The 25401-nt window shown below is 59.6% G+C and carries 22 protein-coding genes and 2 pseudogenes; 11 read left to right on the top strand and 13 right to left on the bottom strand.

Annotation, left to right across the window (positions count from 1 at the left end):
• Positions 1 to 31: 31 nt before the first annotated feature.
• Positions 32 to 1762 (bottom strand): catalase, encoded by a 1731-nt coding sequence (locus EPK99_RS07225; protein ID WP_281033453.1) that lies wholly within the window; start codon positions 1760 to 1762, stop codon positions 32 to 34.
• A 193-nt stretch (positions 1763 to 1955) separates the two neighbouring features.
• On the opposite strand from EPK99_RS07225, the gene EPK99_RS07220 reads away from it, so the two are divergent.
• Both EPK99_RS07220 and EPK99_RS07215 read left to right on the top strand, forming a co-directional pair.
• Positions 1956 to 2648: an HAD-IA family hydrolase gene (locus tag EPK99_RS07220; protein WP_245582401.1), complete on the top strand. Its 693-nt coding sequence runs from the start codon at positions 1956 to 1958 to the stop codon at positions 2646 to 2648.
• Positions 2649 to 2775: 127 nt separating this feature from the next.
• Positions 2776 to 3429 (top strand): annotated as a pseudogene (locus EPK99_RS07215) (class I SAM-dependent methyltransferase); the annotation flags it as partial.
• A gap of 9 nt (positions 3430 to 3438) precedes the next feature.
• Here the strand turns inward: EPK99_RS07215 and EPK99_RS07210 are convergent.
• From EPK99_RS07210 to EPK99_RS07190, 5 genes and pseudogenes are all read right to left on the bottom strand, one after another.
• The gene (locus EPK99_RS07210; RefSeq protein ID WP_128442379.1) at positions 3439 to 3879 is read right to left on the bottom strand and encodes a YqaA family protein; all 441 of its coding nucleotides are present in this window, start codon (positions 3877 to 3879) and stop codon (positions 3439 to 3441) included.
• A 98-nt stretch (positions 3880 to 3977) separates the two neighbouring features.
• The gene (gene secD, locus EPK99_RS07205; protein ID WP_128442378.1) at positions 3978 to 6506 is read right to left on the bottom strand and encodes a protein translocase subunit SecD; all 2529 of its coding nucleotides are present in this window, start codon (positions 6504 to 6506) and stop codon (positions 3978 to 3980) included.
• Between the two features lie 84 nt (positions 6507 to 6590).
• A complete protein-coding gene (locus tag EPK99_RS07200; protein ID WP_128442377.1) occupies positions 6591 to 6968 on the bottom strand; it encodes a hypothetical protein in 378 nt (125 codons plus the stop codon).
• Positions 6969 to 7137: 169 nt separating this feature from the next.
• Positions 7138 to 7452: pseudogene (locus EPK99_RS07195) on the bottom strand (cupin domain-containing protein); the annotation flags it as partial.
• Positions 7453 to 7629: 177 nt separating this feature from the next.
• Positions 7630 to 8247, bottom strand: coding sequence for a TerC family protein (locus tag EPK99_RS07190; RefSeq protein WP_128442376.1), 618 nt, complete (start codon positions 8245 to 8247; stop codon positions 7630 to 7632).
• A 220-nt stretch (positions 8248 to 8467) separates the two neighbouring features.
• Between EPK99_RS07190 and EPK99_RS07185 the strand changes: the two genes are divergently transcribed.
• From EPK99_RS07185 to EPK99_RS07170, 4 genes are all read left to right on the top strand, one after another.
• Positions 8468 to 8833: a response regulator gene (locus EPK99_RS07185; RefSeq protein WP_128442375.1), complete on the top strand. Its 366-nt coding sequence runs from the start codon at positions 8468 to 8470 to the stop codon at positions 8831 to 8833.
• Between the two features lie 150 nt (positions 8834 to 8983).
• Positions 8984 to 10372, top strand: coding sequence for an FAD/NAD(P)-binding protein (locus EPK99_RS07180; protein ID WP_128442374.1), 1389 nt, complete (start codon positions 8984 to 8986; stop codon positions 10370 to 10372).
• 135 nt (positions 10373 to 10507) lie between these two features.
• Positions 10508 to 11062, top strand: coding sequence for an FMN reductase (gene msuE / locus EPK99_RS07175; RefSeq protein ID WP_128442373.1), 555 nt, complete (start codon positions 10508 to 10510; stop codon positions 11060 to 11062).
• 69 nt (positions 11063 to 11131) lie between these two features.
• The gene (locus EPK99_RS07170; RefSeq protein ID WP_128442372.1) at positions 11132 to 11623 is read left to right on the top strand and encodes a heme-degrading domain-containing protein; all 492 of its coding nucleotides are present in this window, start codon (positions 11132 to 11134) and stop codon (positions 11621 to 11623) included.
• 101 nt (positions 11624 to 11724) lie between these two features.
• Here the strand turns inward: EPK99_RS07170 and EPK99_RS07165 are convergent, their stop codons facing one another.
• Entirely contained in the window at positions 11725 to 11976 is a 252-nt protein-coding gene (locus EPK99_RS07165) for a GlsB/YeaQ/YmgE family stress response membrane protein (protein WP_128442371.1), read from the bottom strand.
• Between the two features lie 156 nt (positions 11977 to 12132).
• Between EPK99_RS07165 and EPK99_RS07160 the strand changes: the two genes are divergently transcribed.
• The 4 genes from EPK99_RS07160 to EPK99_RS07145 all read left to right on the top strand — a co-directional run bounded on the left by EPK99_RS07160 (position 12133) and on the right by EPK99_RS07145 (position 18907).
• Positions 12133 to 14628 (top strand): mechanosensitive ion channel family protein, encoded by a 2496-nt coding sequence (locus EPK99_RS07160; RefSeq protein WP_245582359.1) that lies wholly within the window; start codon positions 12133 to 12135, stop codon positions 14626 to 14628.
• 160 nt (positions 14629 to 14788) lie between these two features.
• Positions 14789 to 17302, top strand: coding sequence for a GcvT family protein (locus EPK99_RS07155; protein ID WP_128442370.1), 2514 nt, complete (start codon positions 14789 to 14791; stop codon positions 17300 to 17302).
• Between the two features lie 145 nt (positions 17303 to 17447).
• Positions 17448 to 18296 carry a response regulator gene (locus EPK99_RS07150; RefSeq protein ID WP_128442369.1) on the top strand — a complete coding sequence of 283 codons (849 nt, stop codon included), beginning with the start codon at positions 17448 to 17450 and terminating at the stop codon, positions 18294 to 18296.
• A 17-nt stretch (positions 18297 to 18313) separates the two neighbouring features.
• Positions 18314 to 18907: a GGDEF domain-containing protein gene (locus EPK99_RS07145; protein WP_128442368.1), complete on the top strand. Its 594-nt coding sequence runs from the start codon at positions 18314 to 18316 to the stop codon at positions 18905 to 18907.
• 9 nt (positions 18908 to 18916) lie between these two features.
• On the opposite strand, the gene EPK99_RS07140 is transcribed toward EPK99_RS07145, so the two are convergent.
• Together EPK99_RS07140 and EPK99_RS07135 are read right to left on the bottom strand one after the other, a co-directional pair.
• The gene (locus tag EPK99_RS07140) at positions 18917 to 19945 is read right to left on the bottom strand and encodes a GlxA family transcriptional regulator (protein ID WP_128442367.1); all 1029 of its coding nucleotides are present in this window, start codon (positions 19943 to 19945) and stop codon (positions 18917 to 18919) included.
• 226 nt (positions 19946 to 20171) lie between these two features.
• On the bottom strand, positions 20172 to 20372 hold the full coding sequence (locus EPK99_RS07135; RefSeq protein ID WP_128442366.1) for a hypothetical protein: 201 nt from the start codon (positions 20370 to 20372) through the stop codon (positions 20172 to 20174).
• Between the two features lie 210 nt (positions 20373 to 20582).
• On the opposite strand from EPK99_RS07135, the gene EPK99_RS07130 reads away from it, so the two are divergent.
• A complete protein-coding gene (locus tag EPK99_RS07130; RefSeq protein WP_128442365.1) occupies positions 20583 to 21479 on the top strand; it encodes a LysR family transcriptional regulator in 897 nt (298 codons plus the stop codon).
• Positions 21480 to 21533: 54 nt separating this feature from the next.
• Here EPK99_RS07130 and EPK99_RS07125 read toward each other — a convergent pair whose 3' ends face one another.
• The 4 genes from EPK99_RS07125 to EPK99_RS07110 are packed head-to-tail and all read right to left on the bottom strand — an operon-like array spanning position 21534 to position 25386.
• A complete protein-coding gene (locus EPK99_RS07125) occupies positions 21534 to 23558 on the bottom strand; it encodes an ASKHA domain-containing protein (protein ID WP_245455778.1) in 2025 nt (674 codons plus the stop codon).
• A complete protein-coding gene (locus tag EPK99_RS07120; RefSeq protein WP_128442363.1) occupies positions 23548 to 24063 on the bottom strand; it encodes a hypothetical protein in 516 nt (171 codons plus the stop codon). The genes EPK99_RS07125 and EPK99_RS07120 overlap by 11 nt, the downstream gene beginning before the upstream one ends.
• A 10-nt stretch (positions 24064 to 24073) precedes the next feature.
• On the bottom strand, positions 24074 to 25039 hold the full coding sequence (locus EPK99_RS07115; protein ID WP_128442362.1) for a methyltetrahydrofolate cobalamin methyltransferase: 966 nt from the start codon (positions 25037 to 25039) through the stop codon (positions 24074 to 24076).
• A gap of 44 nt (positions 25040 to 25083) precedes the next feature.
• Positions 25084 to 25386 (bottom strand): virulence factor, encoded by a 303-nt coding sequence (locus EPK99_RS07110; RefSeq protein ID WP_128442361.1) that lies wholly within the window; start codon positions 25384 to 25386, stop codon positions 25084 to 25086.
• Positions 25387 to 25401 lie beyond the last annotated feature (15 nt).

Genomic DNA, 25401 nt, shown 5'->3' with positions numbered 1-25401 from the left:
ACACCTAAAGGAGGTGCCCCCCATGGGTTTTCTATTCAGCGGCCTGGCTTTGGGTCATGCCACTGTTCGGCAGCATGCTATTCAAGACCTCTTCGGCCGACGCCTTGTAGTTCTTCACGGAACTGGTCCACTGGCCCCAGACGGTCGGATCGATCTTGTCGCCATTATTGCCGAGATTTTGCAGGCGACGCTGCTCCTCATCAGTCAGTACCTGTTTCGGCAGCGGGCCAAGATGCCGCACTAAATCCGCCGTAATGCCGAGCTTTTCGCCAACACGCCGGCCATAGTCGTCATGGACCATGAAGAAGTGCCAGACCATGCGCTCCTGCACATCGCGCTCGCACTGGCCAAGCAGATCGCCCATGTTGAACACGAGATCGTCTCGCTCCCAGTCCATCATGGTGCAGAAGCGGCCGCGGGCCTGAACATAGTCGTTGCGCCGTTCGATGACGCTGCGGGTGAGGCGGCCATGGATTTCCGGCGTATTGTTCGGCTCTTCCCGCGTTGATTCCTGCAGGCCGTTATGGATGGAAGGCTCGAAGTTGACATGCGGGTTCTGGCCGGGCGCCAGATCGCGGCGGAACGACATCTGGCCGCCGCTCAAATTGGTCGAGACCTCTGCATTTTTCGGCTGGTTGACCGGGATCTGCAGATAGTTCGTACCGACGCGGTAGCGTTGCGTGTCAGAGTAGGAAAAAGTCCGGCCGACCAGCATCTTTTCGTCGGAGAAATCCAGACCGTCCACCAGCACGCCTGTGCCCATGGCGATCTGTTCGTTCTCGTTGAAGAAGTCTTCAACATTGCGGTTGAGGGTCATGGTACCGATACGACGAAGGGGGAAATCCTTCTCGGGCCAGATCTTGGTGTCGTCCAGCGGATCCCAATCGAGCTCGGGATGCTCATGATCTTCCATGATCTGAACGTAGACATCCCATTGCGGATAGTCGCCGCGTTCGATCGCCGTGAAGAGATCCTTCGATGCGGAGCCGAAATCCTGACCCTGCACCTTGGCCGCTTCTTCCGCTGTCAGGCTGGCGAGACCGGCACGCGGGTGGAAGTGGTACTTGACGAGAACCGTATCACCTTCGGCATTGACCATCTTGTAGGTGTTGACGCCGAAGCCTTCCATATGGCGGTAGCTGGCCGGGATGCCGCGCGGGCTGAACAGGAGCGTCAGCATGTGCATGGATTCAGGCGTCTGGCTCATGAAGTCGAAGATGCGGTTCGGCTCCTGCCGGAACGTGACCGGGTCGGGCTTCAACGAGTGAATGACGTCAGGAAACTTGATGGCATCCCGGATGAAGAAGACCGCGAGATTGTTGCCGACCAGGTCCCAGTTGCCGTCTTCAGTGTAGAACTTCACGGCGAAGCCGCGGGGGTCGCGGGCCGTTTCGGACGAATCGCGGCCGCCGATGACAGTCGAGAAGCGGATGGCGAGAGGCGTCTTCTTGCCGGACTGCTGGAAAAGTCTGGCGCGCGTATATTTGGAAGCGGGCTCATCGCCGACCTTGCCGGTTGCTTCGAAATCGCCGTAACAGACGAACCCGCGGGCATGCACGACGCGCTCCGGAATACGCTCGCGGTCGAAATGGGTTATCTTCTCCAGGAACTGGTAGTTTTCCAGCGTGGAAGGCCCTCTGCTGCCGACGGTACGCTGTGACTGGTTGTTGGTAATCGGGTGACCCTGCCTGTTGGTCAACGTGCGGTCGGCGGTTGGGTCCGGCATACCACCTGGCGCGCGGGGATTTGACGTGTCGTCCATCTTCAGCACTCCTGTTTCAAGATTTATGGCCATGACGGTGCGCTTGGCGACACGGTCGGCTCCATACAGTGCTAACTCAAGAGCAAGGCGGTTGTTCCGCACGGAACCGGTTTGCGTCTTGTCCCTGAAGACGGTAGTGCATGGAAAGGTTCCGGCGCGGTTTACGCGCGTAACGAAAGGCTTAACCGTGTCTCTGTCCGCATCGGCTTCCATCGTTCTTCCCTCCAAAAGCTATGCCGCCTTTCTGTTCGATATGGACGGGACGATCCTCAATTCAACGGCCGCAGCAGAGAGAGTCTGGGGCCGTTGGGCCGAGCGGATGGGCCTGGATGTCGCCGCTTTCCTGCCGACCATGCACGGTAAGCGCGGCATCGACACCATCACCGCGCTCAACCTGCCGGGCGTGGATCCTGCCGCAGAGGCCGACGAAATCCTGCGCGGCGAGATCGAGGATGTCGAAGGCGTGGTAGCCCTTCCTGGCGCGGTCGATTTTCTGGCGGCCTTGCCGCCCGAACGCTGGGCGATCGTCACCTCGTCGCCCATCGATCTCGCCAAGCGTCGTCTTTCGGCCGCCGGCATTACTCCACCACGTTACATGGTAACCGCGGAGGACGTGACGATCGGCAAGCCCAATCCGCAGGGCTATATTCTGGGCGCGCAGCGTCTCGGCGTGAGCCCGGCCCAAACGCTCGTGTTCGAGGATGTCCTTGCGGGGATACAGGCCGGAGAAGCGGCCGGTGCGGATGTGATGGTCATCACGGCGACGCATTCACATCGCATCGAGACGCGGCATCCGACCATTCCGGGTTACTCCGACGTCGTGCCTTGCATCGTCGAAAATGGGCTTCTGGCCATTCGGCGCAAAGCGGGCCAGAGTGCCGTTTGAGGAGAAACGAGTCGTCACAAGATCAAGTCTCGCCTTACGCTAAATCTGATCCTGCCATTGCAGCCGACGGATTTCTTGCCTAGTTGACAAAAGCCATACCGGCGCCAGAGCGCAGATGGAGATCAAGATGTCGTTGAACCTGCTTGCCCGTTGTGGACTGCGCAAAGCGCCCGCCGAAGCTTTACCGGAGGGTGAGGTCATCGGGATCCGCCAGCCGACACAGTTGCAGGACTTCCTCCGATTCTTCCGATCCTGGATCAGTAACCCTCTTCGTGTCGCCGCCGTCGCGCCGTCGGGCGATTCGTTGGCACGGCTCATTACAAGCGAGATCAGCGCTCTGGACGGGCCAATCATCGAGCTCGGTCCGGGGACGGGTGTTTTTACGAGAGCACTTTTGGCGCGGGGCGTTCCGGAGACGGAACTGACCTTGGTCGAGTTCGGCGCTGACTTCCTGCCCGGTCTTCGGCGGCGCTTTCCTGCGGCCCGCATCCTCCAGATGGACGCGGCCTTGCTGGGGGAGGCGGGCCTTTTCGAGGATGAGCGGGTCGGTGCCATAGTGAGCGGCCTGCCGCTTCTATCCATGTCGCCGCGCAAGCAGGAGGCGATCCTGTCCGGAGCCTTGAGCGTTTTGAAATCCGGCGGTGCTATTTACCAGTTCACCTATGGGCCGCGCTGCCCGGTTCCCCGCGTCATCCTGGAACGCCTGGATCTCAAAGCGCAGCATATTGGCAGCACGGTGCGCAACCTACCGCCGGCAGCCGTTTATCGGATCACCCGCCGGTAGGGAAAGCTAACCCGCCGCGCTGATCGCTGCTGCTGCCACGACTCCGTAACGCAACGCCTTGCCGATGAAGACAAGCATAAGGAAGGTGGGAAGCGGCTCGCGGAGTACGCCGGCGACAACGGTGATCGCATCGCCGCCGATCGGCAGCCAGCTCAAGAGCAGCGACCATTTTCCATATTTCCGATACCAAGACTGGGCTTTTTCGAGCTTATCCTCTGTGGCCGGAAACCATGAGCGGTTGCGAAACCGCTCAATGCCACGTCCCAACAACCAGTTGACGACGGCGCCCAGCGTATTGCCGACGGATGCTGTAAGCAACAGGCCCGCCAGCGAGTAGCGATCCGACAGGATGAGGCCGATCAGGATGGCTTCGGACTGCATGGGAAAGATGGTCGCCGCGATGAAAGCGGACGCAAACAGCCCGGCATAGGCAGCAAGATCAATCATCAAATACTGGATTTCGATTGGTCCCAGACCTTGTTTCCATAAAAAGCGAGGGCGGAGATGATCCGCCCCTCGCTATTTTTCAACCGTTTTTCTTAGGCTCACGCCTTGGTCGCGTTATCGCTGCTGGCAGCGAGCTCCGCTGCCTCAGCCTTGTGGACGCCGTGGCGGCGGCGCCAGTCGCCCAGGAAGAGCAGGATGGGAGCCGCGATGAAGATCGACGAAGCGCCGGCGACAAGAATGCCGAAGGCCATCGGGATGGCAAAGCTTGAAACTGCGCTACCACCCCAGATTGCCATCGGCAACAGTGACAGGAAGGCAGTGGCGTTGGTGTAAAGGCTTCGCGCCAGGGTCTCGTTGATGGATTTGTCGATGAGTTCGCGCAACGGCATCGACTTGTAGAGACGCATGTTTTCGCGCATGCGGTCATAAACCACAACCTTGTCGTTGACCGAATAGCCGACCATCGTCAGCACCGCCGCAATGGCGGTGAGGTTGAAATCGAGGCCGGTGATGGCGAAGAAGCCCACCAGTTTTGTCACGTCCAGCACCAGTGTGACGATAGCACCGACCGCGAAGGGCCATTCGAAGCGGACCCAGATGTAAATCAGCATCGCGACGCTGGCGATGAACACCGACAGGAAGCCGGCGATAGCCAACTCGCCCGAAACCTTCGGGCCGATAACGTCGGTGCCTTGGACGGTGGCGGTCGAGTCGATCTTGGTGACCTCATCCTTCATCTTGGTCACGGCCGCGGTCTGGGCTTCTTCGCCGCCTTCCTGACGCTGGGCGCGGACCAGAAGGCTGTTCGGATCGCCGAAGGACTGCAGGCTGATTTCGCCCAAGCCGAGCGTGTTCAGCCCTTCGCGAAACTTGCCGAGATCAGCCGGCCCTTGCGTCTTGATCGACATCTGGATGCCGCCGCGGAAATCGACGCCGTAATTCAGGCCCGGATAGATGAACAGCGCGACCGAGGCGAGGGACAGGACAGCAGAAACGGTCACGCCGAGAAAGCGTGCCTTCATGAACTGGATGTGCCTGTCATAGGGGCTGAAGGGGATAAGCGGCTTGATGTTCAGCGTCTTCAGCTTGAAGCGGCGAGCCAGCGCGACCATGGTGACGCGAACGAAGGCGACCGATGTGAACATCGAGATGATGAGGCCGAGCGCCATGGTGACGGCAAAGCCGCGAACGGGGCCGGAGCCGAAATAGAACAGAATGGCGGCTGCAATGAGTGCCGTCATGTTGCCGTCGATGATGGTCGAATAGGCCTTGGAGAAGCCGGTGTCGATTGCCGCGAAGGCGCTCTTGCCCTTGCGCGTCTCTTCCCGGATACGTTCGTTGATGAGGACGTTCGCGTCCACCGCCAGACCGATGCCGAGCACGACGCCCGCAATACCGGGAAGGGTGAGCGTTGCGCCGACCAGCGTCAGGGCCGAGAAGGTGAGGATGGTGTGGATGAGAAGCGCGACGTTCGCAAGCACGCCCCACCAACCATAGAGGACCAGGATGAAGGCGGCGACGAGGGCAAAGCCGATAAGGCCGGAATAGATGCCCATCTGAATGGCATCCGCGCCCAAATCGGCGCCGACCGTGCGTTCTTCAATGACGGTAAGCTTGGCAGGCAGGGAGCCGGCGCGCAGGAGAGCAGACAGCGTCGTCGTTTCTTCAGGCGTGAAGCTGCCCGAAATCTGGCCGGAGCCGCCGGTGATCGGCGTCTGGATCACCGGAGCGCTCAGCACCTTGTTATCAAGAACGATGGCGAAGGGCTTGCCGACATTGGCTTGGGTGATCTGCGCGAAGCGGGTCGCGCCGGCGCTGTCGAAGCGGAAGGTGACGATCGGCTGGCGGGTCTGCGTGTCGAAGGCTGCGCGTGCATCAGTCAGGCGCTCGCCCGACAGTTCGACGCGATCGACGACCGGATACTGGTTGCCGCGCTCATCGGGGATCATGGTAACGCCCGGCTGGCCCGCCTCACCGACGAGGTGGAAGGTCATTTTGGCCGTGGAGCCCAGCAACTGGCGAAGACGCGACGGGTCCTGCTCGCCAGGAAGCTGGACGAGCACCCGATCGGAGCCAATGCGCTGAATGGTCGGTTCAGCGACACCCACCTGATCGACGCGCTGACGAATGATCTCAAGGCTCTGCTCGACGGCTCCGGTGATATGGGAATTGATGCCGGATTCCGTCTGTGCGATCGAAATCGTCGTATCGGAAGGGGTCGTGATGGCGAGATCGCTACCGCTGGTGGCAGTCCCGAACCCGACCGGATTGGCCAGTGTGCGCAGTTGCGTCACAGCCTGGTCGCGCTGTGCCGGGTCGCGAAGGGTCACCACGATGGCATCGCCTGCGCGGCGGATGGCCGAAGTGTTGACGTTGGCTTCACGCATAACGCGGCGGCTATCCTGAAGCAGGGCCTGGACACGTTCGTTGATCAGATCTGCGCGATCCACTTCGAGTACGAGGTGCGAGCCGCCGCGGAGGTCGAGGCCAAGCGAGACGCGGCTGTGCGGAAGCCAGGACGGCAGGCGATCAAGCGTCGATTGCGGCAGAACGTTCGGTAGCGCGATCAGCATGCCGATGATGATGATGAACGCATATGTCGCCACCAGCCAGGGTGAATTTCTCATAGGGGTAATCCTGCTAAGCCCTTGGCGCGCTCGGCGATGGGGGCATAAAAATACGGGAGTTAGGCGCGCATAAAGCGCAAAGCATTAGGCTGCCGGTGGTGGTGCCCGCGGCAGCGGCCCCGGCCAGAAAGGCAGATGCAGGGCAGGGGCGCCGAAATCGTTGGTTAGGGAGCGAATATAGTCCGGTGCGTCAAGCTCGATTGTCGTTGGTATCAATATACCGTCGGAGCTGAGCCATTGGCTTCCCTGGCCGTCCTTGCGCTCCAAAGCGGCCAGCGCGCGGAGAGGCTCGCGCTTGCCAAAATAGGGCGTATCCGCGTTGCTGCCGGAAGCCTGCAGGCTGCGCCAAAGCTCCGCTTCCCGAACAATGCCGGGCAAGGAGCCGAGCAGGAGAATGAGGAGGGCAATGGCGACAACGGGCCAGCGCCGCAGGAGACGATCCCGCGCGTCAAGGCTGTCCATACGTGTTCCCCGGGGAAACACAGCCATCCGCATCAACTCCGGCGCTTTTGTTTCTTCCGAAAAGGCTCTTCGGAAGATGCCGCCTTCTAAAGGAGTGGCTTACCATGGTCAATCGAAAGGAAGACGCTCTGGGGTACGGGCCAATGAGCGGCCGGACACCAGCGCACAGTCCCGCTTCGGCGACGAACTCCAGATGGTCTCCCCTTCGCATGCGCGCCTTGCCATTGACGACGTAGATATTGCTTTCCAGGTCGCCGTGATGATGCGCGCCGGTCTTGGCATTGGCATGAATAGTGACGGTGCCGGCTCAAATCTTCTCGGCTCCGGCGCGGGCCTGGTTGATCGCGGCCGCCCTGTTCATGCCCGGAGTCTACGCCGTGTTCGGATCCAGCGAATTGCCTGGGATGACCTTCACGCCATGCTCGCGCCAATCGATTTTTCCTGGCTCCGTATGATGATGGTCTTCGTCCAAATTCCCCTCCATGACGGGGCTCACCAACTCTTGCGAGTAGTGGTCCGCGAGCCCCTGACCGGCATCATGCCGGCTGCACGCCAGCTAGCCGCGACACCTGCCATGTTCAATCCCATCTCGGCAAAAGTCAAAGCCTTGGTGAGGAAAGACTGATCGACGCGTATCAGAACGGGTCAGCCACGCGAATTGTCAGGCACCGCGGATAAGCGGCAGAACCTCGACAAAACCATGATAGATCATGGAGGCCGCGACATAGACGATGACCGCGAGGCCGAGATATCCAATCCAACGGAAACGGCCGAGCAGACGGGCGACGAAGTTGGCGGCGACGCCCATGAGGGCGATGGATACGACGAGCCCGATGATCAGAACCGCCGAGTGTTCCTGCGCGGCGCCGGCCACGGCCAGAACGTTGTCGAGCGACATGGAGACATCGGCGACGACGATCTGAGTCGCGGCCTGAAAGAACGTCTTTTGATGAGCGCCAGCCTGGTTCGCGAGTTCATCCGCATGGGCATCGCCGTTCTGGCGCAGCTCCGACCACATCTTCCAGCACACCCAGGCGAGCAGCAGGCCGCCCAGCAGTTGAAGGCCGACGATCCCGAGGAGATAGGAGGTTACGGCTGCAAAGACGAGGCGCAGGACCGTTGCAGCGGCAATACCGAAAATGATCGCCTTCCGACGCATGTCTGCCGGCAGGCCGGCAGCAGCAAGACCGATGACGATGGCATTGTCGCCGGAAAGAACAAGATTGATGGCGATGACTTCCAGAAGAGCGGCAAAGCCGGCCGCGGTGAAAATATCCATCATAGAGATTGTACCTGATATGTGTCTGGAGAGGCGAGAAGGCTTCTATTCACGTCTTTGTCCGTGGCGACAAGGGTTTTTCGGGGCTCTCACGAGTCTTTAAGCCTCTCGGCGGTTGCAGCTTGCTCGCGTCAGGCTTCTCGCCTATACGGCCGACCTTGTGACGCTTGGAGGTTGGAGGCTCCCTGCTGCGTACCGGAATCGTTGTCAGGAGATAACCATGGAACCCCACAAAGCCATTATTCTGATTGTCGAGGACGATCCGCTGATCCGGTTTTCGACACTCGACGCTCTGGAAGAGGTCGGACATACGGTTCTGGAGGCCGGGAATGCGGACGAGGCCATGGTACTTTTCCGCGGTCGCGCCGACATCGATATCATCTTCACGGACGTGAACATGGAAGGCAGCATGGATGGCCTGCGGCTTGCCCAGCGGATCAAGGCAATACGTCCGAGTATCGGCATCGTCATAACATCCGGCGTCGTAAACCTCGACCCGATGCTGCTGCCGGCCAATACGGTTTTCCTTCCCAAACCCTATCAGCACGACAGTCTTTTGGCGGCCATTTACGAACTGATGCCATAGGACGACGGCCTCGGAACCAAGGGGTGTTAGTCAAAAAGCGCTTTACTCCTTTTCAATCTCTATTAACGTGATCGAGATTGAGGCGAGGCCGATGCGGCCTTAGTGCTGTTTCAGGCAGACCCTTTCCGCCAACGGCTGAGGAGAGCGCACTTGACCTACGATGTTGCCATTGTTGGCTCCGGCTTTTCTTCAATTGCGCTCACGATCAATCTTCTCGAGATATTGCCGCCGTCTGCCTCTATCGCCGTCATCGGAGACGATCCGGGGTTTGGGCGAGGCACCGCGTATCGCACGGAATTTTATCTCCATCGACTGAACGTGCCGGCGGCGCGCATGAGCGTTTTTGCAGATCGTCCGGACGATTTCGTGGATTGGCTGCGGGCTCGAGGCAAACCGGTTTTTGCTGACGATTTCGCTTCTCGCGGAGACTACGGGCTTTATCTGCGCGACACGCTCGCTTCGCGGCTTCGGCCAAGAGAGCGGCGGGCGAGGCTGGATTTCGTGCGGGCCAAGGCAGTCGCCTGCGATACCTGTCCGGAAGAGGGTATAACCTTCGTCCTCGACACTGGGACCGAGCTGCATGCCCGCAATGTGGTCCTGGCGCTCGGCGTCGGCAGCGCCGGTCTGCCAATTTCGCCTGAGCGGATCGACCGGCGCGCGCGCCGCCGCATCATCGACAATCCATGGCGGATGGGGTGGTTTTCCCGCGTCAAGCATGATGACGAGATCTGCATCTTTGGCTCCGGCCTTACCATGATCGACCAGGTGCTGTCGTTGCGGGCGAGGGGGCACAGGGGACAAATTCGGGTCTTGTCGCGCCGCGGGCTCGTACCGCACCCGCATCCCATTCGGCGTGCCGCGCCTGTCGCAACGGAGCTGCCGGACGGCGGAGAGATCAGCACGATTTTGCACGCTCTGCGGCGCGAGGTGAAAAACGGTGCAGACTGGCGCGGCGTCGTGGACGGGTTGCGGCCCAAGACGCAGGCGCTCTGGCAAGCACTTTCCACGCATCAGCGGTCGCGATTCCTGCGTCACGCACTGGCGTGGTGGAGCATCCATCGCCATCGCATCGCGCCGGACGTCTTCGAACAGTTCAACGAACTGCTGAAGGATGGCACAGTCAAGGTGGAAGCTGGCTTCCTGCGTTCTATTCGGGCTGCCGACGGCGCGGGCCTGACTATCGAGTATCGCGCGCGGGGCGAGCAGCGGATCGTATGCTTGCATGCCGATTGGATCGTCAACTGTACGGGCATGGAGAGAGCAGGTATTGGCCATTCCCCGTTGCTCAAGGAGATGTGCGACCGCCGGATGATCGCCATGGACGAGTTAGGCTTGGGGATCTCCGTTGACCGGAAGTCTCGCGTCCTCGACCCTGAGGGTGAGCCGCGGCCGGGATTTTTTGCAGCCGGAGCTTTGACGGCCGGGCAGTTCTGGGAGATTACTGCCGTGCCGGATATCCGAGTGCAGGCGAGGGACATTGCCGAAGCGATTGCGGATGAAGTGCGCCTGGCCTTGCCGCCCGCGGCCCGTATTGCCTGATCCAGGGCAGGCTTGGCATCGTTTTCTCCTTCTGAGGCCTTGGCAGGAGCATCGTTTCTTCCACATGGGCAAGATTGGACTAAGCTGCCCAACTGTTGTTATGATGTCCCCACGCTGGGCTGAGAAGGGTATTTTATGTCGCGTTTGAAACTGGTGGGCCTCGCAGGCAGCTATAACAGGCCTTCGAAGACATTTGCTTTGGTGGACCACATCGCAGCGCTTGCCAGCGCGCGTTACGGGTTTGAAAAGCGTGTTCACGACCTTGCGGATGTAGGCCCTTCGCTTGGCCATGCCCAACGCCAGACGGATCTGGATGCCAATGCTGCCGAAATCCTTCAAGATGTCGTATCGGCCGATGTGCTTGTCATAGGGTCGCCAACCTACAAGGGCAGCTATCCGGGCCTGTTCAAGCACTTCATCGACCTGATCGATCCGGAGCAACTGCGTGCGAAGCCTATTCTGATCTCGGCGACCGGAGGCGGCGACCGTCATGCCCTGATGGTGGAGCATCAGTTGCGGCCGCTGTTTGGGTTTTTCATGGCTCACACATTGCCGACCGCCATTTATGCGTCCGACAAGGATTTCACCGATTACAAGGTGAATTCTGAGGCGCTAAAGCAGCGGATCGGATTCGCGATTGATGAGATCGCTGCCTTCTTCCCTACGCAGAGGCTGGCAGCAGCGGAGTAGGCGCGTCCACACTTTACTTGGCTGGCCATTGCCGGCATTCACTTACTCAGTGAAAGTCTGGAGGAAAAGGTGACGCTGGAAGCCGATCTTACAAAGATTGCCGAACAGGAAAAGGCGCTCGTTTTTGATCGATTCGATCTGGAAACGGCCTGGCAACTTGGCTCATTGCTGCGCGAGACAGCCCAGCGGCAGCAGCTCGGCATCGCCATCGATGTGCAACTGCATTCCATGCCTGCATTCTATGCGGCAATGCCCGGATCGACTGCCGACAACCCTGGCTGGATACGTCGTAAGCGTGGACTGGTTTTGAGGTTCTTTCAGTCGAGCTATGCGATCGGCCGGAAACTTGCGCTGCAGCAAACCACGCTGGAAGACAAATACGGGCTCTCTTCAGCGGAATATGCGGCCCATGGGGGCAGCTTCCCTATCCAAGTCACCGGGATAGGCTGCATTGGCGCAGTTACCGTATCGGGCCTGCCGCAGCGGGAGGACCACGAAATGGTTGTAACGGCCCTGAGCCACCTGCTCGGCCTTAATCCTGCGGACTTAGCGCTGGACTGACCGAAGTCTACCTCAGCCGAGAAGCGATTTCGCCTGAACTTTATTCGTGAAACTTCAACCGGCGCCCGCCCATAAATGAGCATGGCGCCGGTTGCGTGACGTTAGCGCCGGAACATTCGGGCGACCGCGATAAGAATGCAGGCGCCAACGAAGCCTGCGATCAGATAGCCGATCCAGCCACCGAGAACGACGCCGAAGACGCCGAGGATCGCATTTGCGATAATTGCGCCTACAATCCCCAGAATGATGTTCATGAGAAGGCCCATATTGCTCTTCATGAACTGCTCTGCGAGCCAGCCGGCGACACCGCCGATGATGATTGCTGCGATCCAGCCGATACCTGCTTGTTCCATGACCTTACCCTTGTGTTGTGTGTGCGGCTGGTAACGCATAGAAATGTTCCCGAGTTCCCAATCATGTGACGCGATCTCGACTCTTCCTTTTCTTCGCCTTGAACTGCCTCTAGTTTCACCGCGAATCTCAATCCCTTGAGCAAGAGAGAATACATTTTGGCCAAGGCTTTTTTCTCCGGCACCGTTCCGGTGCCGCGCGGTCCCAGGCAGACCTTTTCCATCCTCGCGGTTATCGCCTTGGGCTTTTTTGGCCTGGGTCTTGTGCCGGCAGTTGCCCAGCAACCGGCGCCCCAGCCGCAAGCTCAAGTCCAGCCTCAGGCCCAGCCCGTTGCCGATGTGACGGTCGACTCGATCAACACCGACATGAAGGGCAAGATCGAGCAGATTCGCAAGCAACTGACGGCATTCCACGACAGAATGCAAAGCGACGCCACGGACGATGCGCGTCTTGCTGAACTGCGGGTGCAGGCCGAGGAAATCGTCGGCCAGATGCAGGCCGTATCCGACTCGATGAAGACGCGCGTCGAACAGATCCAGGCACGGCTTGGCACGCTCGGCGAGCCTCCTGCGCCGGGTCAGCCTCCTGAGGCCCCGGCTGTCACGGAGGAACGCAACAGGCTGCTGAACGAGCGTTCTCAGCTCAATCTCATCGTGGACGACGCGGGCAATCTTTCCAACAGCGCGACCCAGCTTGCCAATAACATCACCAATGTGCGCCGTATGCTTTTTGCGCAGACGCTCTTCCGGCACACCGAAATTACCGGCGATCTCTTTGCCGAAGCGGGTAGCGACTTCATCGACGAGATTCATCGGTTCAGGGGCACGCTGGGTAGCTGGATCAGCTTTGTCTTCCGATTCAAGCAGTTTCAGTTGTTGAGCGCGATTGCTTTGTCCCTCGGAGCAGCGGCACTGCTGCTTTGGGGAGGTTACAGGCTGTTCGGGCGCTTCCTGCGCCGCAACGGAGACGGCGATCCATCCTACCTGAAGCGTCTATCTGTGGTGTTCTGGTCGACCATAATCCAGACCGTAGCTCTAGCGGCGTTTCTTTCGGCCACATACCTGTTCTTCGACGGCTTCAACATTTTGCGGCCGGATGTGGCTCCAATCATTGCCACCGTCTTCGGCTTCATATGGTTCGTGAACTTCGTTTGGAAGCTGACCTACGGTGTCTTCTCACCCAATGCGCCGGAATGGCGGCTGGTCCGGATCACCAACCGGGGGGCGAAGCTTTTGACTGTGGCCGTGCTCACCATGGCGATCGTCAACGGTCTCGGCTATGTCCTGGCGGCGGTCAGCGAGGCGCTGAATTCGCCTCTTGTCCTGACGATCGTCAAGAGCCTGATATCCTCGGTCATTGTCGGTCTGCTTCTGATCGCCATCTCGTTTATTCGGCCAAGCATGCGGCAGGAAGAAGATGCGGACGCTTACGGTCATGCCTGGCCGCGCGTGGTTGCGATTCCGCTGCGTGTCCTGGGCGCGCTGCTGATCCTGGCCGTGCTGACGGGGTATGTCGGGCTGGCGGCGTTTGCCGCCACACAGATCATCCTGACGGGCGCCGTCTTCGTGCTGATCTATGTGGGTTTCCTGTCCGGCAAATCGATCTCGAAGCAAGGGGCGTTCAAGAACACGATCGTCGGGCGGCGCCTTGCCCAACACAACAAGTTCAATGAAGTCGCACTCGATCAGACAGGGTTGATCGCGGGCCTTGGCATCTATGCCTTTGCGCTCATGTTCGGCATACCCATGATCTTGATCACGTGGGGTTTCCAGATTGCCGATATCGAGAGCTGGTTCTTCCGCTTCTTCACCGAGATCAGGATCGGCAATGTCTCCATATCGATCGTCGGCATATTCGCGGGGATACTGCTGTTTGGCTTCGGCTATCTAATCACGCGATGGGTCCAGAAATGGATCGACGGGAATGTGCTTGCCCGCAGCCAGGTCGATCTTGGCGTGCGCAATTCGGTGCGGACGGGTATCGGCTATCTCGGTGTCGGCCTTGCGATCCTGGTTGGCGTGTCGGCAGCCGGTATCAACCTGTCCAGTTTCGCTCTTGTTGCCTCGGCATTGTCGGTCGGCATCGGTTTCGGCCTCCAGAATATCGTGTCGAACTTCGTCTCCGGCCTCATCCTGCTCGTGGAGCGTCCGTTCAAGGTAGGCGACCACGTGGTGACCGGCGCGACCGAGGGGATTGTCAAGCGCATCTCGGTGCGCGCGACGGAGATCGAAACTTTCCGCAAGCAATCGATCATTGTACCGAATTCCGACCTCATCAATTCGCCGGTCGGAAACTGGACCCATCGCAACAAGATCGGGCGCTCGGAAGTGCCGGTCGCGGTCAGTTACGACGCCGATCCCGACCAGGTGATGAAGATTCTTCTGGAACTCGTCGAGCAGGTTCCCGAGGTGTTGCGCAATCCCGAGCCGCATGTGGAGTTTTTGAGCTTCGGTCCATCTTCGCTGAATTTCGAGCTCCGCTTCCATCTGCCGGACATGGGCGAAGGGATGCGGATCCGCAACGAGCTCCGGATCGCGATCCTGAAGCGTTTTCGTCAGGAGGGTATCGAAATTCCCTTCCCACAGCAGGAGATCGTCTTGCACCGGGGCAAGCCGATCCTTCCGGAAGAAGGGGACGCACGAGGCGGCGCCTGAGCCGGTTCGGGGTCGCGGGAAGGTTTCGTCAGGCGCCTTCCCGGGCTCCGTCGCGAGCGGACTTTTGGCATGTCGTATTCAGGCGTTTGGCAGGAAGACCGGAATTGCATAGTCGCTCAGGTTATAGAAGGCCGCATTCGGCCGCAGAGGGGTTCATTCCATGAAAACACATGCTCGGGCCGTGGTTATCGGCGGCGGCGTCGTCGGCGTCTCGACCCTTTATCATCTGGCCAAGAAGGGGTGGAGTGACGCCGTCCTGATCGAGCGCAAGGAACTCACTTCCGGATCGACCTGGCATGCCGCCGGCCTTCTGCCGCTCTTCAACCTCTCCTACTCTGTCGGCCAGTTGCACAAGTATTCTGTGCGCTTCTACGAGGAGCTGCAGCAGGAAACCGGCATGAATGTCGGCTTCTCAAAGGTCTCCAATATTCGCCTCGCCCGCACGAAAGACCGCTGGGACGAATACATGTATTACGCCGGGATCGCAGAGACGATCGGTGTGAAGGTCAATCTCCTGACACCGGAACAGGTGAAGGAAGTCTGGCCGCTCTGCGAGACGGATGGGTTGCTCGGCGCAATCCAGCACCCTGACGACGGCTATATCCAGCCCGCCGATCTGACGCAGGCGCTGGCAAAGGGTGCGCGAGACCTAGGCGCCACCATTTACCGCAACACGACCGTCACCGCGATCGAGCAGCAGGTGGACGGGCTGTGGAAGGTCACGACCGACAAGGGCGAGATCACCGCCGAGCACATCATCTCCTGTACCGGATCATTTGCCCGCAAGACCGGGGAAATGGTCGGTATCAATATCCCGGTCATCCCGGTCGAGCACCAATATATCGTGACGGAGCCGCATCCCGCGATCCAGGAGCGCCGCCGTCAGGGCCTGCCGGAAATGGGCGTCCTGCGCGAATCCGACAGCGCCTGGTACATGCGCGAGGAAGCCGGCGGCCTGATCCTGGGACCTTATGAGGTCGGCGCGCCCGTCTGTTATGTGGATGGTCCGTCTAAGGACAGTGAATACGAACTCTTCCAGGAAGAGCTGGAACGACTGATGCCACATATCGAAACGGCCATCGCGCGCGTTCCGGCTTTCGGCGAGGTCGGCATCAAGAAAGTCTATAACGGCGCGATCGCCTACACGCCGGATGGCAATCCGATCGTCGGACCTGCGCCGGGCCTCAAGAATTTCTGGCTGAACGAGGGCCATTCGTTCGGCATTACCGCTGCCGGAGGCGCCGGCTGGCAGCTGGCGGAGTGGATCGTGGATGGCGAACCGACAGTCGACCTTATGGGCGTCGATCCGCGCCGCTTCGGCCCCTATGCGACAGAGGGCTACCTGATTGCAAAGAACGAGGAGGCTTACTCCAACGTCTTCACCATGCACTATCCTGACGAGGAGCGAGCTGCTGCGCGCCCCCTGAAGACGACACCTATCTACGACCGCCTGAAGAAGATGGGCGGTGTATTCGGCTCGGTTTACGGCTGGGAGCGTGCCAACTGGTATGCACCGGAAGGATATGCGCTATCGGAAGACCAGCTCGGCGTCGGCGCCGATGTACTCACCAACCACAATCATGCCTCGCCGCTGGAAGACGGTCGCATCGTGGAGAAGTGGTCCTTCCGCCGCTCTAACTATTTCGACCATGTCGGCAATGAAGTGAAGAACGTGCACGAGAATGTCGGCGTGCTGGACATGTCGCCGTTTGCCAAGATCGAGGTTTCCGGTCTGGGCGCCCGCGCCTGGCTGGAAACGATCTTCGCCAATGCTATCCCCAAGAAGCGCGGCCGTATTGCCCTTTGCCACATCCCGACCCCGGCCGGCGGCGTCAAGGCGGAGTTCACCGTCTTCGAATGGGCACCTGGTCGCTTCTACATGGTCTCTGCCGGCGGCCTGGAAGCCCATGACCACGACCTTCTCCAGCGGCTCGCGCCGCAGGACGGTTCGGTCGTGCTGCAGCCGATCACGCAGAAATATGGTGTGCTTGTGCTTGCCGGACCGAAGTCCCGCGACCTCTTGAAGAAGCTCACACGCACAAGCCTCGACACCAAGGACTTTCCCTGGCTGACGGGAAAGCAGATCTCTGTCGGTGTCGCCACCGCCCACGCGCTGCGTGTCAATTTCGTCGGCGAGCTGGGCTGGGAGCTGCATCATCCAATCGAGATGCAGAGCTACATCTTCGACAGGCTGATGGAAGCAGGGGCGGAATTCGGGATCAAGCCATTCGGCATCCGCGCCATGGTATCGATGGCGGCGGAGAAGTCCTACCGCAATATGGGCCGTGAACTTTCCATCGAGTACAACGCCTATGAATCCGGGCTTGACCGGTTCATCCGTCCGGAAAAGTCCTTTATCGGGCGCGACGCCATGCTCGCTTACAAGGAGAGCGGCCTGAAGTGGAACTTCGTGACACTCATCGTCTCCGGAAATGATGACGTGGATGCTCGCGGTTCTGAAGCGATCTACAGCGAAGGCGGGGAACTTGTCGGCCGCGTGACGAGCGGCGCGTTCGGCTGGCGGCTTGGAAAGTCCGTCGCACTGGCGATGGTCAAGCCCGGTTTCCAGATGGACGGCACCAAGCTCAAGATCAAGATACTGGGCAAGCTTTACGATGCAACGGTGGTGCCGGAAAGCCCGTTCGATCCGGACAACGCGGTTCTGCGCGCCTGACCCCGGTAATGAATTATTGACCTAGCGGGCAGTCAAATCGGCTGCCCGTTTTGTTTCTATGCTTGTACTTCCTCTAATTAACAGTTCTGCAAACGGTTGTTGGTAGAAATGTTCCAACAGGGGACAGTAACGATATAGGGGCAACATGACATTCCTCGGCATTTCCGGGATGCAGTATTCCGGCCAATCTCTGGCATCTTCACGCATTCTGCTGGCTGAGGATTCAAACGTCTTTACTTCGATGATCGGGACACGCCTGAAAGAGCTGTTCGGAATCGAGGTCGATATTTGCCGCAACTTCGAGGAACTTCAGCTCGCCTATGACCGGTCGTCGGAGCCGGTTACCCTGGCGATCTCGAACATCAATCTGCCCGGAGCAGAGAACGGCGAGGCGCTTGAATATCTGGTCGATCTTTCGATCCCGACAGTTGTTTTCACCGGCACGTTCCAGCAAGAGATGCGCGACAAGCTGCTTGCCAAGGACATCGTGGACTACATCCTCAAGGACAATGTCTTTGCGGTCGAGATGCTGGCGGAATCGGTATGCCGCTTCCTGACGAACCATCGCCATCACGTTCTGATCGTCGATGACAGCCCGACGGCACGGGCACTGCTGACCAGTCGCCTCAAGCGCTACAATTTCCGCGTCAGCGCAGCCGAAAGCGGCGCCAAGGCGTTGGAGATCCTGAAGAAGAATGCCGATATCGGCTTGGTGGTCACGGACTACAACATGCCGGATATCGACGGCTTCGAGCTCACCCGGCGCATCCGTTCCGTCCGCGGCTCTCATGAACTCCGGATCATCGGCGTCTCGTCCTCATCGGATCGGCTGCTCTCGGCGCGCTTCCTGAAGGCGGGCGGCAACGACTTCATGTTGCGGCCTTTCATCGACGAGGAGTTCTACTGCCGCGTGAACCAGAACCTCGACACGCTCATCCAGATCCGCTCGATGTATTCGGCGCGGAAAGAGGCTGCAGTCAAGAACGTCGCCTGACACGTGAGGAAGCCCGCGTGCCCTACATCCACAGCCAGCAAAAGCCGGAGATCGGCCTTCTTTCGGGCGGCTTGATCCAAGCCTCAATGTTTTGGGGCGCAAATGTCGGAAAAGCCTGCTCGCTTACCGGCCTTCCGGGTCTGACAAGCTTCTATGACATCGGGACGCCTCTGGTCGATCGGTGTCTTGCAGAAGGCATACCCTGCGCCGTTGCGCTGGTCGATATCGACCACTTTCACCGCGTCACTGTTCTCCATTGCCAGGAGGTAGCCGACAAGGTGTTGCAGGCAATCGCAGTGCATCTGCGGGCGATGGATGGAGGTCACATCGTGGCCCGACTGAGCGAAGAGGAGTTCGGGCTTCTGCTCATCGGGCTCGATGACGAAGCGGCGGCGCTACTCTGCGAAGATCTGCGGCAGGCAATTGCCTCGACCGCGATCGTGGCCGATGAGGCTAAGCTCTCCGTCACGGTGTCAATCGGCGTTGCCGAAGTCCACGGTCCGGAAACCTTCGACAATTATCTGAACGCGGCAGAACAATTCCTGTTCATGGCCAAGAACAACGGCCGCAACCAGGTCTTTTCGGACCACCTCATCGCGGCCATGGTGTAACCGTTATAATCAGACCACCACACCGGTTCTCATTGTGTTCATGGTGAGCTTGCGCTCGGCGCGCTCCTGCTGCGGCGAGCGGTTATAGACTTCGCGGTAGCATTTTGAAAAATGCGATGCGGAGACGAAACCGCAGGCGACAGCCACCTCCACCACCGGCATTGACGACTGGACGAGCAGGTGACGTGCTCGGTCGAGGCGTATCTCTAGGTAATAGCGTGCGGGTGAACGACCCATTTCCTGCCTGAACAGCCGCTCGATCTGGCGGCGCGACAGACCGACATCATCAGCGATCTCGACCAACGACAAGGGTTCCGACAGGTTGTTTTCCATAAGCTCGATAATGGAAAGCACCTTGCTGTTTTGTACGCCAAGGCGAGCCCGCAGCGGCAGCCGCTGGCGATCGTGGGGATTGCGCACCCTGTCGGTTAGCTGCTGTTCGCAGACGCGGTTGACGAGATTCTCGCCGAAATCCTGGCCGATCAGGTTCAGCATCATGTCGAGCGACGCCGTACCGCCCGCGCAGGTATAGAGATTGCCGTCGACTTCGTAGAGGTCAGCATAGACCTCGGCTTGTGGGAAAGCCTCGGCAAATCCGGGAAGGTTCTCCCAATGGATCGCGCAGCGTTTGCCGTTGAGCAGTCCCGCCTGTGCCAGAACATGCGCGCCGGTGCAAAGGCTGCCCACGGCGATCCCGCGGTTATAGGTTTCGCGTAGCCAGGCATGCACGGACTTGTTCTGAAATTCCTCAACATAAATGCCGGAACAGACCAGCACCATGTTGGGACGGTTCTCACCACTGAGATTGCGGCGCTCGTCGGCAAGCGACGAGTTGACCTCTATACCAATGCCGCTGGACGAGTAGACCTTCTCGCCATCGGCGGAACAGAGCCGCCAAGTATAGGCTGAGTAACCCAGCATGCGGTTGGCAATGCGGAGCGTTTCGACTGCCGCGGAAAAGGGCAGCATGGTGAAATGCGGTACGAGAAAGAACACCAGGGCGCGCTTCTTTCCCGGGCTTCTGCTTGTGATGTCCATGCTTTGGTTCCCCTTTTACGCATCCTCAGCCTCATCAGGCAGGGATACTTTAAAAGCGACATTGACATGGAAAAACGTTGCAGAGAAGGGGCTCCAACGACAGCGCGATAAAATATTTGCGACATGTACCGGTCGCAACGGCAGGTATTGGCGAACGGACCAGGTCGAGAAGGTTCACTGAGGCCCACCACTAATGGCGGACCTCATCTCCGAGGCATTTGGTCGATCATCGTGCGGCAGGTCCCGAGGCGCTGGTCGGCCAGCCAATGTCCTTGCGAATGTCGGCAGGAAGGGACTCAAGCATCTTTTCGGTTTCGCGCCTGTGCCATTGGTCCCGCAGGCGCAGGAAAGGTCGGGCAAACAAGCGAAGGGTGGTGGGCCTTGGGGCGTCGCGGGAAGAGCCTGGCAGATAGGTGATGGTAGTCATGAACTTGCTCCTTGGGTGTTTCATGGCAGCGAGACTGGGAGAGGGAACACTGCCAATTCATCAATCAATCGGATGAAGATGATGCCACTTATGAAATTCTGTTTGGTATTCTGTGGCTGCTATCCGATGTTTGTGATTATGACCCGGTTTGACTTTCAATCAAACGAAATGATATGGTCATAACATTCAATAAAATTGATGGAGAGCCGCATGACTGTTCCTTTCCGCCCGCCGCTTCCTCTGCTCGATAACGACGTGTTGCGCACCTTCGTCGCAATTGCAGAGACCGGCAATTTCTCGACAGCTGCCGAGGCGGTGCTGCGGACGCCATCAGCTGTTTCCATGCAGATCAAGAAGCTGGAGGAACAGCTCAAAACAACGCTTTTTCTTCGCGACGCCCGCTCCGTGACGCTCACCCAGCATGGAGAAATGCTCCTGTCCTATGCCCGGCGCATGCTGGCGCTTTCCAACGAGGCGGTATCCCGGTTCGTGATGCCCGAGCTTGCCGGCGTGGTGCGGCTCGGAGCGCCGGACGATATCGGCGAGCGTCTGCTTCCGAAGATACTCAAGCATTTCGGGGAGAACTTTCCTGGCATCATGGTGGATGTCACGGTCGACATGAGCCTGGCGCTCAAGAAGCGCATCGATGAGCAGCGGCTGGATCTGGCGCTGATCAACTGCGCCACACGGCCATTTCCGACCGGTGGCGAACTTATCCATACCGAGAAGCTTGTATGGGCGGGCGCCAAGTGCGGAACGGCCTATCTCCGAGACCCGCTGCCGATTTCGGTGTGGGAAGATGGTTGCGTCTGGCGTCAGGATGCCCTTGCTCAGCTCGAGAAGAACAAGCGCCCTTATCGGGTTGCTTATGCAAGCGCCCATACGATGGCGCAGCGCGCAGCGGTCCTGTCGGACCTCGCCATCGCGCCTTTTCCGCTATCTTACGTCACCGACGACATGCAGATCCTCGGAGCCAAGGAAGGAATGCCCGAACTGCTGAATTTCGATATCCGGCTTCTGACGGCGCCGCAATTGTCCGTACCGGCCAAGGCGGTGGCGGAAAGCATACGTGACTCGTTCAGCACCGTTGTTTCGGCAGCAGCGTGAAATCCGTTATCTGAGGCGAGTTCGGGCTAAACGGGGGCTCGGGCCGCAACAGCGTCACTCGCGGTTTCGCCGCCGCCTGCGGCCCCCGGCTTCACCGCCGTCTGAAAGCGTTTTACGCTCAGGCAGGTTGACCACCTGGGCGAGGTTCGGGAAGCTGTCCACCTTGTTTGGGAGGGCCATGGCAGCAACGAAGTGCTCCTGGAACTTGGGCTCGAGAGCGGTCTCGATCTTGTCGATCCGTCGCACTGTCTCCTCGATCTCACGGCGGTAGCCGCGATTGAGCAGGCACATTCTCGCGCCGGTTCCGGCCGCATTCCCTACAGCCTTGACCTTGGCGAGATCGCAGTCGGGAACGAGACCAAGCACCAGCGCGTATTTCGGGTCGATGAAGGTTCCGAAGGCGCCTGCGAGCCCAATCCGATCGACATGGTTCACGCCCTGCTTGTCCATCAGCAGCTTCACGCCGGCATAAAGTGCGGCCTTGGCGAGCTGGATCGCGCGTACGTCGTTCTGGGTGATGGTGATGCGGGGTGAGCCGTCATGCAGCAGGTAGGAGAAGGTGCGGCCGTTCTCCAGAATCCGGGACGAACGTTCCGCCAACGATCCTTCGACAACACCGTCTTCAGAGATGATTCCTGCAAGGAACATCTCGGCGATGACTTCGATAATACCGGATCCGCATATGCCGGTGATGCCGATCGAGGCTGCCTCTTCGGCGAAGCCAGGTTCGTCTGACCAGGGTTCGACACCGATGATGCGGAAGCGCGGCTCGAGGGTCAGGGGGTCGATGCGGACACGCTCGATCGCTCCCGGCGCGGCCCGCTGGCCGGAGGATATTTCGGCGCCCTCGAAGGCGGGGCCGGTGGGCGAGGAGGCGGCAACGACGCGGGACGCATTGCCCAACACGATTTCCGCATTCGTGCCGATGTCGACCATCAGCATCATCTCTTCCTGGCGGTGCGGCCCTTCCGAAAGCGTTGCAGCGGCTGCATCCGCCCCCACATGGCCAGCAATGCAGGGCAGCACATAGGTGCGGGTGCCCTCGTTCATGGGCAGGCCGATGTCCTGCGACTTCAGCTTTACGGCGCCGGAGACGGCAAGCGCAAACGGTGCGCCGCCAAGTTCCGTCGGATCGATGCCGAGGAAAAGGTGGTGCATGATCGGGTTACCGACGAAGACGCTGTCGAGAATGTCGGTGCGCGCGACGCTTCCCTGCTCGCAGACCTTGTCGATAAGGCCGTTCAGCGCGTCGCGAACGGCGATGGTCATCGCTTCGCGACCGTCCGGGTTCATCATCACGTAGGAGACGCGGCTCATCAGGTCTTCGCCGAAGCGGATCTGCGGATTGGACGTGCCGGCGGAAGCGACTGTCCGGCCCGAGAGAAGCGACGAAAGGTGCATGGCGATCGTCGTGGAGCCGATGTCGCAGGCAATGCCGTAGGCTTCATTCTTAAGGCCTGGATAGAGCGCGATGAGGCGAGGGCGGTCGTCGTCGCGGTCCTTGTGGATCGCAGCCGTCACTTTCCACTCGCCCTTCCTCAGGATGGATTGGACCTGAGGCATAAGGTGGAAATCGACCTCCACATCCTCGAACTGCCATTCGGTAGCGAGTGCAGCGAGCAACCGGTCGAGGTCGCCGAGCGGCTTTTCCATGTCGGGCTCTTCGACCTCGACATAGCACATACGCACGGCTGGATTACGGTCGAAAACCCTCGCGTCAGCGGCCTTGCGCACCACCTGCGCATTGATCACCGTGTCCTGCGGAACGTCGATGACGAGGTCGCCGAGGATCTGGGCCGAGCAGGAGAGGCGACGGCCGTCGGGCAGCCCGCGGACCCGGTCGTAACGCTCTTCCTTCGGTCCGACCGGCGAGAGGTGGTCATCGGCGGAGGTGATGCCGTGCTTGGCGAAATGGCCTTCCTGAACCGAGACCTGACAGCGTCCGCAGGTGGCGCGTCCGCCGCACACGCTCTCGACATAGACGCCGAGCTGGCGCGCCGCATCCAGCACGGATGTGCCCAGGGGAAAGCGGCCGCGCTTGCCCGAGGGCATGAAGAGGACGAGGGGATCAGCTGTCATTAGATTCATCCAGCTGGCACCCCAGCAGTAATTCCAGAAGACGCTCTAAGTTGTCTACTTTACTAAAAGCGGAGGGTAGCAAATCTCGGTGGTTTTCTCGGAGCGGCTTCACTCCTAGGCTATTGGCGGTAGCGCGCTTCGTCGTCTTCATGCTCTCCAAGTCTGGCAAAGGGGAGCCTTGCTCAGAGCCATAGAACAAGAAGGAATTGAGGTTTAACTTGTCGTCTATTAAAATATATACGACGCAACCGCTTGGACGTTGGCTCAGAAGTGTAGAAACTGAAATTTTCTTTGGAGACGTGCCGGACTTCAACTGGACGTGCCGGACTAGGTTTCCCCGGCTAACAACAAGGTCATAGCCGTAAGCGTCAAATTCTGACCTCAGAATTTCAACATCAACTATTCCATGTGCCCAAAGCCGCTGAAGGGCTAATCCGACAAATAGATGCTCAACGATATTCTCCCGCAGGGATGAGAAACTGTAGTGTTGAGTTTGGTCGAACATGCTCTGCTTGCTACTCCGTCCGTGCGCCGGCACCGGCTCGGGCGGCGCGTCCCCCGCGACGTCCGCCTGCCGCCGAAGGCACGGCGGATGTGACTGCTGTTACCCCGACCTCGGCAGGCTTGTGATCGCGATAGGTCATGATCCAGTTGCCGCAATTGGCATCTGTGCCGTTCAGGACATTGGCGGCGCGCACCGCTTCCATCTCCTGTGGACGGCAGGGGTTCATGATGGCCGAGGTCATGCCGGCACCAATGACCATGGGGATGAAGCCGGCATTGATGCCGTGCCGGTGGGGCAACCCGAAGGAGATGTTGGAGAGACCGCAGGTCGTGTTGACCTTGAGCTCGTTGCGCAGCCGGTAGAGGAGCGCAAAGACCTGGCGGCCGGCATCGCCCAGCGCGCCGATCGGCATGACCAGCGGATCGACCACGATGTCGTGGCTCTTGATGCCGTAATCCGCCGCGCGCTCGACGATCTTCTTGGCCACCGCGAATCGGACGTCCGGGTCCATGGAAATGCCGGTCTCGTCGTTGGAGATGGCGACCACAGGCACATCGTATTTCTTGCAAAGCGGCAGGATGGCTTCCAGCTTCTCTTCTTCGCCTGTTACCGAGTTGACGAGCGGCCGACCCTTGGCAACTTTCAGGGCGGCTTCAATAGCAGCGCTCACCGAGGAATCGATTGAAAGCGGAACATCGACAAGTCCCTGAACGATCTCAATTGTTCGAACGAGAAGGCCCGGCTCGGTTTCGTTGGGGTTGACGGAGGTGACGCCTGCATTGACATCCAGCATGGTGGCACCGGCGGCGACCTGTTCCAGCGCGTCCTTGATGACCGTGTCGAAATTGCCTTCGATCATTTCAGCCGCGAGCTTCTTGCGCCCCGTCGGGTTGATGCGTTCGCCGATCACGCAAAAGGGCTGGTCGAAGCCAATGATGATTTCGCGGGTGGCGGATGCGACGATGGTGCGGGTCATTCAGTCCTCCGGGCGCCTAGGGAGCCGATTGATGGGGTAGAAATTCAGGCGGCTTCGCGACCGCTGGCCTTCACAAGTGCAACCAGCCGGTCCTTGTCGAAAGCAGCCTCCAGTTCGGCGGCAGCTTTGTCGGCCTCGGCCTCGAGGTCGTCCGAAACGGGCACGGGGTCCGCCTTGCGCCATTCTGCCAGATAATCGTCGGTTTCCGCAGCGCCGCTGCGCATGGCGCACATGTCGATCGCTTCAGTGAAGCGCAGCGACAGCTCGCGCTTGGCGGTCTTACGGCCCTGCTTGATGATGACCTGAGCCGGGATATCCCGCCAGTAGACGATGATCCGATCCGCCATCAAGTCCTCCCTTGT

The sequence above is a fragment of the Neorhizobium lilium genome (assembly GCF_004053875.1).
Classification (GTDB): Bacteria; Pseudomonadota; Alphaproteobacteria; order Rhizobiales; family Rhizobiaceae; genus Neorhizobium; species Neorhizobium lilii.
The sequence above is the reverse complement of the archived record's forward strand: the minus strand, read 5'-3'. Positions and strand labels throughout refer to the sequence as shown.

Coding starts and splice junctions, on each gene's coding strand:
- EPK99_RS07185 (WP_128442375.1), top strand. CDS start 8,468: ATGGAACCCCACAAAGCCATTATTCTGATTGTCGAGGACGATCCGCTG.
- EPK99_RS07110 (WP_128442361.1), bottom strand. CDS start 25,386: ATGGCGGATCGGATCATCGTCTACTGGCGGGATATCCCGGCTCAGGTC.
- EPK99_RS07190 (WP_128442376.1), bottom strand. CDS start 8,247: ATGGATATTTTCACCGCGGCCGGCTTTGCCGCTCTTCTGGAAGTCATC.
- EPK99_RS07165 (WP_128442371.1), bottom strand. CDS start 11,976: ATGGAACAAGCAGGTATCGGCTGGATCGCAGCAATCATCATCGGCGGT.
- EPK99_RS07155 (WP_128442370.1), top strand. CDS start 14,789: ATGAAAACACATGCTCGGGCCGTGGTTATCGGCGGCGGCGTCGTCGGC.
- EPK99_RS07125 (WP_245455778.1), bottom strand. CDS start 23,558: ATGACAGCTGATCCCCTCGTCCTCTTCATGCCCTCGGGCAAGCGCGGC.
- EPK99_RS07115 (WP_128442362.1), bottom strand. CDS start 25,039: ATGACCCGCACCATCGTCGCATCCGCCACCCGCGAAATCATCATTGGC.
- EPK99_RS07135 (WP_128442366.1), bottom strand. CDS start 20,372: ATGACTACCATCACCTATCTGCCAGGCTCTTCCCGCGACGCCCCAAGG.
- EPK99_RS07210 (WP_128442379.1), bottom strand. CDS start 3,879: ATGATTGATCTTGCTGCCTATGCCGGGCTGTTTGCGTCCGCTTTCATC.
- msuE (WP_128442373.1), top strand. CDS start 10,508: ATGTCGCGTTTGAAACTGGTGGGCCTCGCAGGCAGCTATAACAGGCCT.
- EPK99_RS07225 (WP_281033453.1), bottom strand. CDS start 1,762: ATGGACGACACGTCAAATCCCCGCGCGCCAGGTGGTATGCCGGACCCA.
- EPK99_RS07140 (WP_128442367.1), bottom strand. CDS start 19,945: ATGGACATCACAAGCAGAAGCCCGGGAAAGAAGCGCGCCCTGGTGTTC.
- EPK99_RS07130 (WP_128442365.1), top strand. CDS start 20,583: ATGACTGTTCCTTTCCGCCCGCCGCTTCCTCTGCTCGATAACGACGTG.
- EPK99_RS07120 (WP_128442363.1), bottom strand. CDS start 24,063: ATGTTCGACCAAACTCAACACTACAGTTTCTCATCCCTGCGGGAGAAT.
- EPK99_RS07150 (WP_128442369.1), top strand. CDS start 17,448: ATGACATTCCTCGGCATTTCCGGGATGCAGTATTCCGGCCAATCTCTG.
- secD (WP_128442378.1), bottom strand. CDS start 6,506: ATGAGAAATTCACCCTGGCTGGTGGCGACATATGCGTTCATCATCATC.
- EPK99_RS07200 (WP_128442377.1), bottom strand. CDS start 6,968: ATGGACAGCCTTGACGCGCGGGATCGTCTCCTGCGGCGCTGGCCCGTT.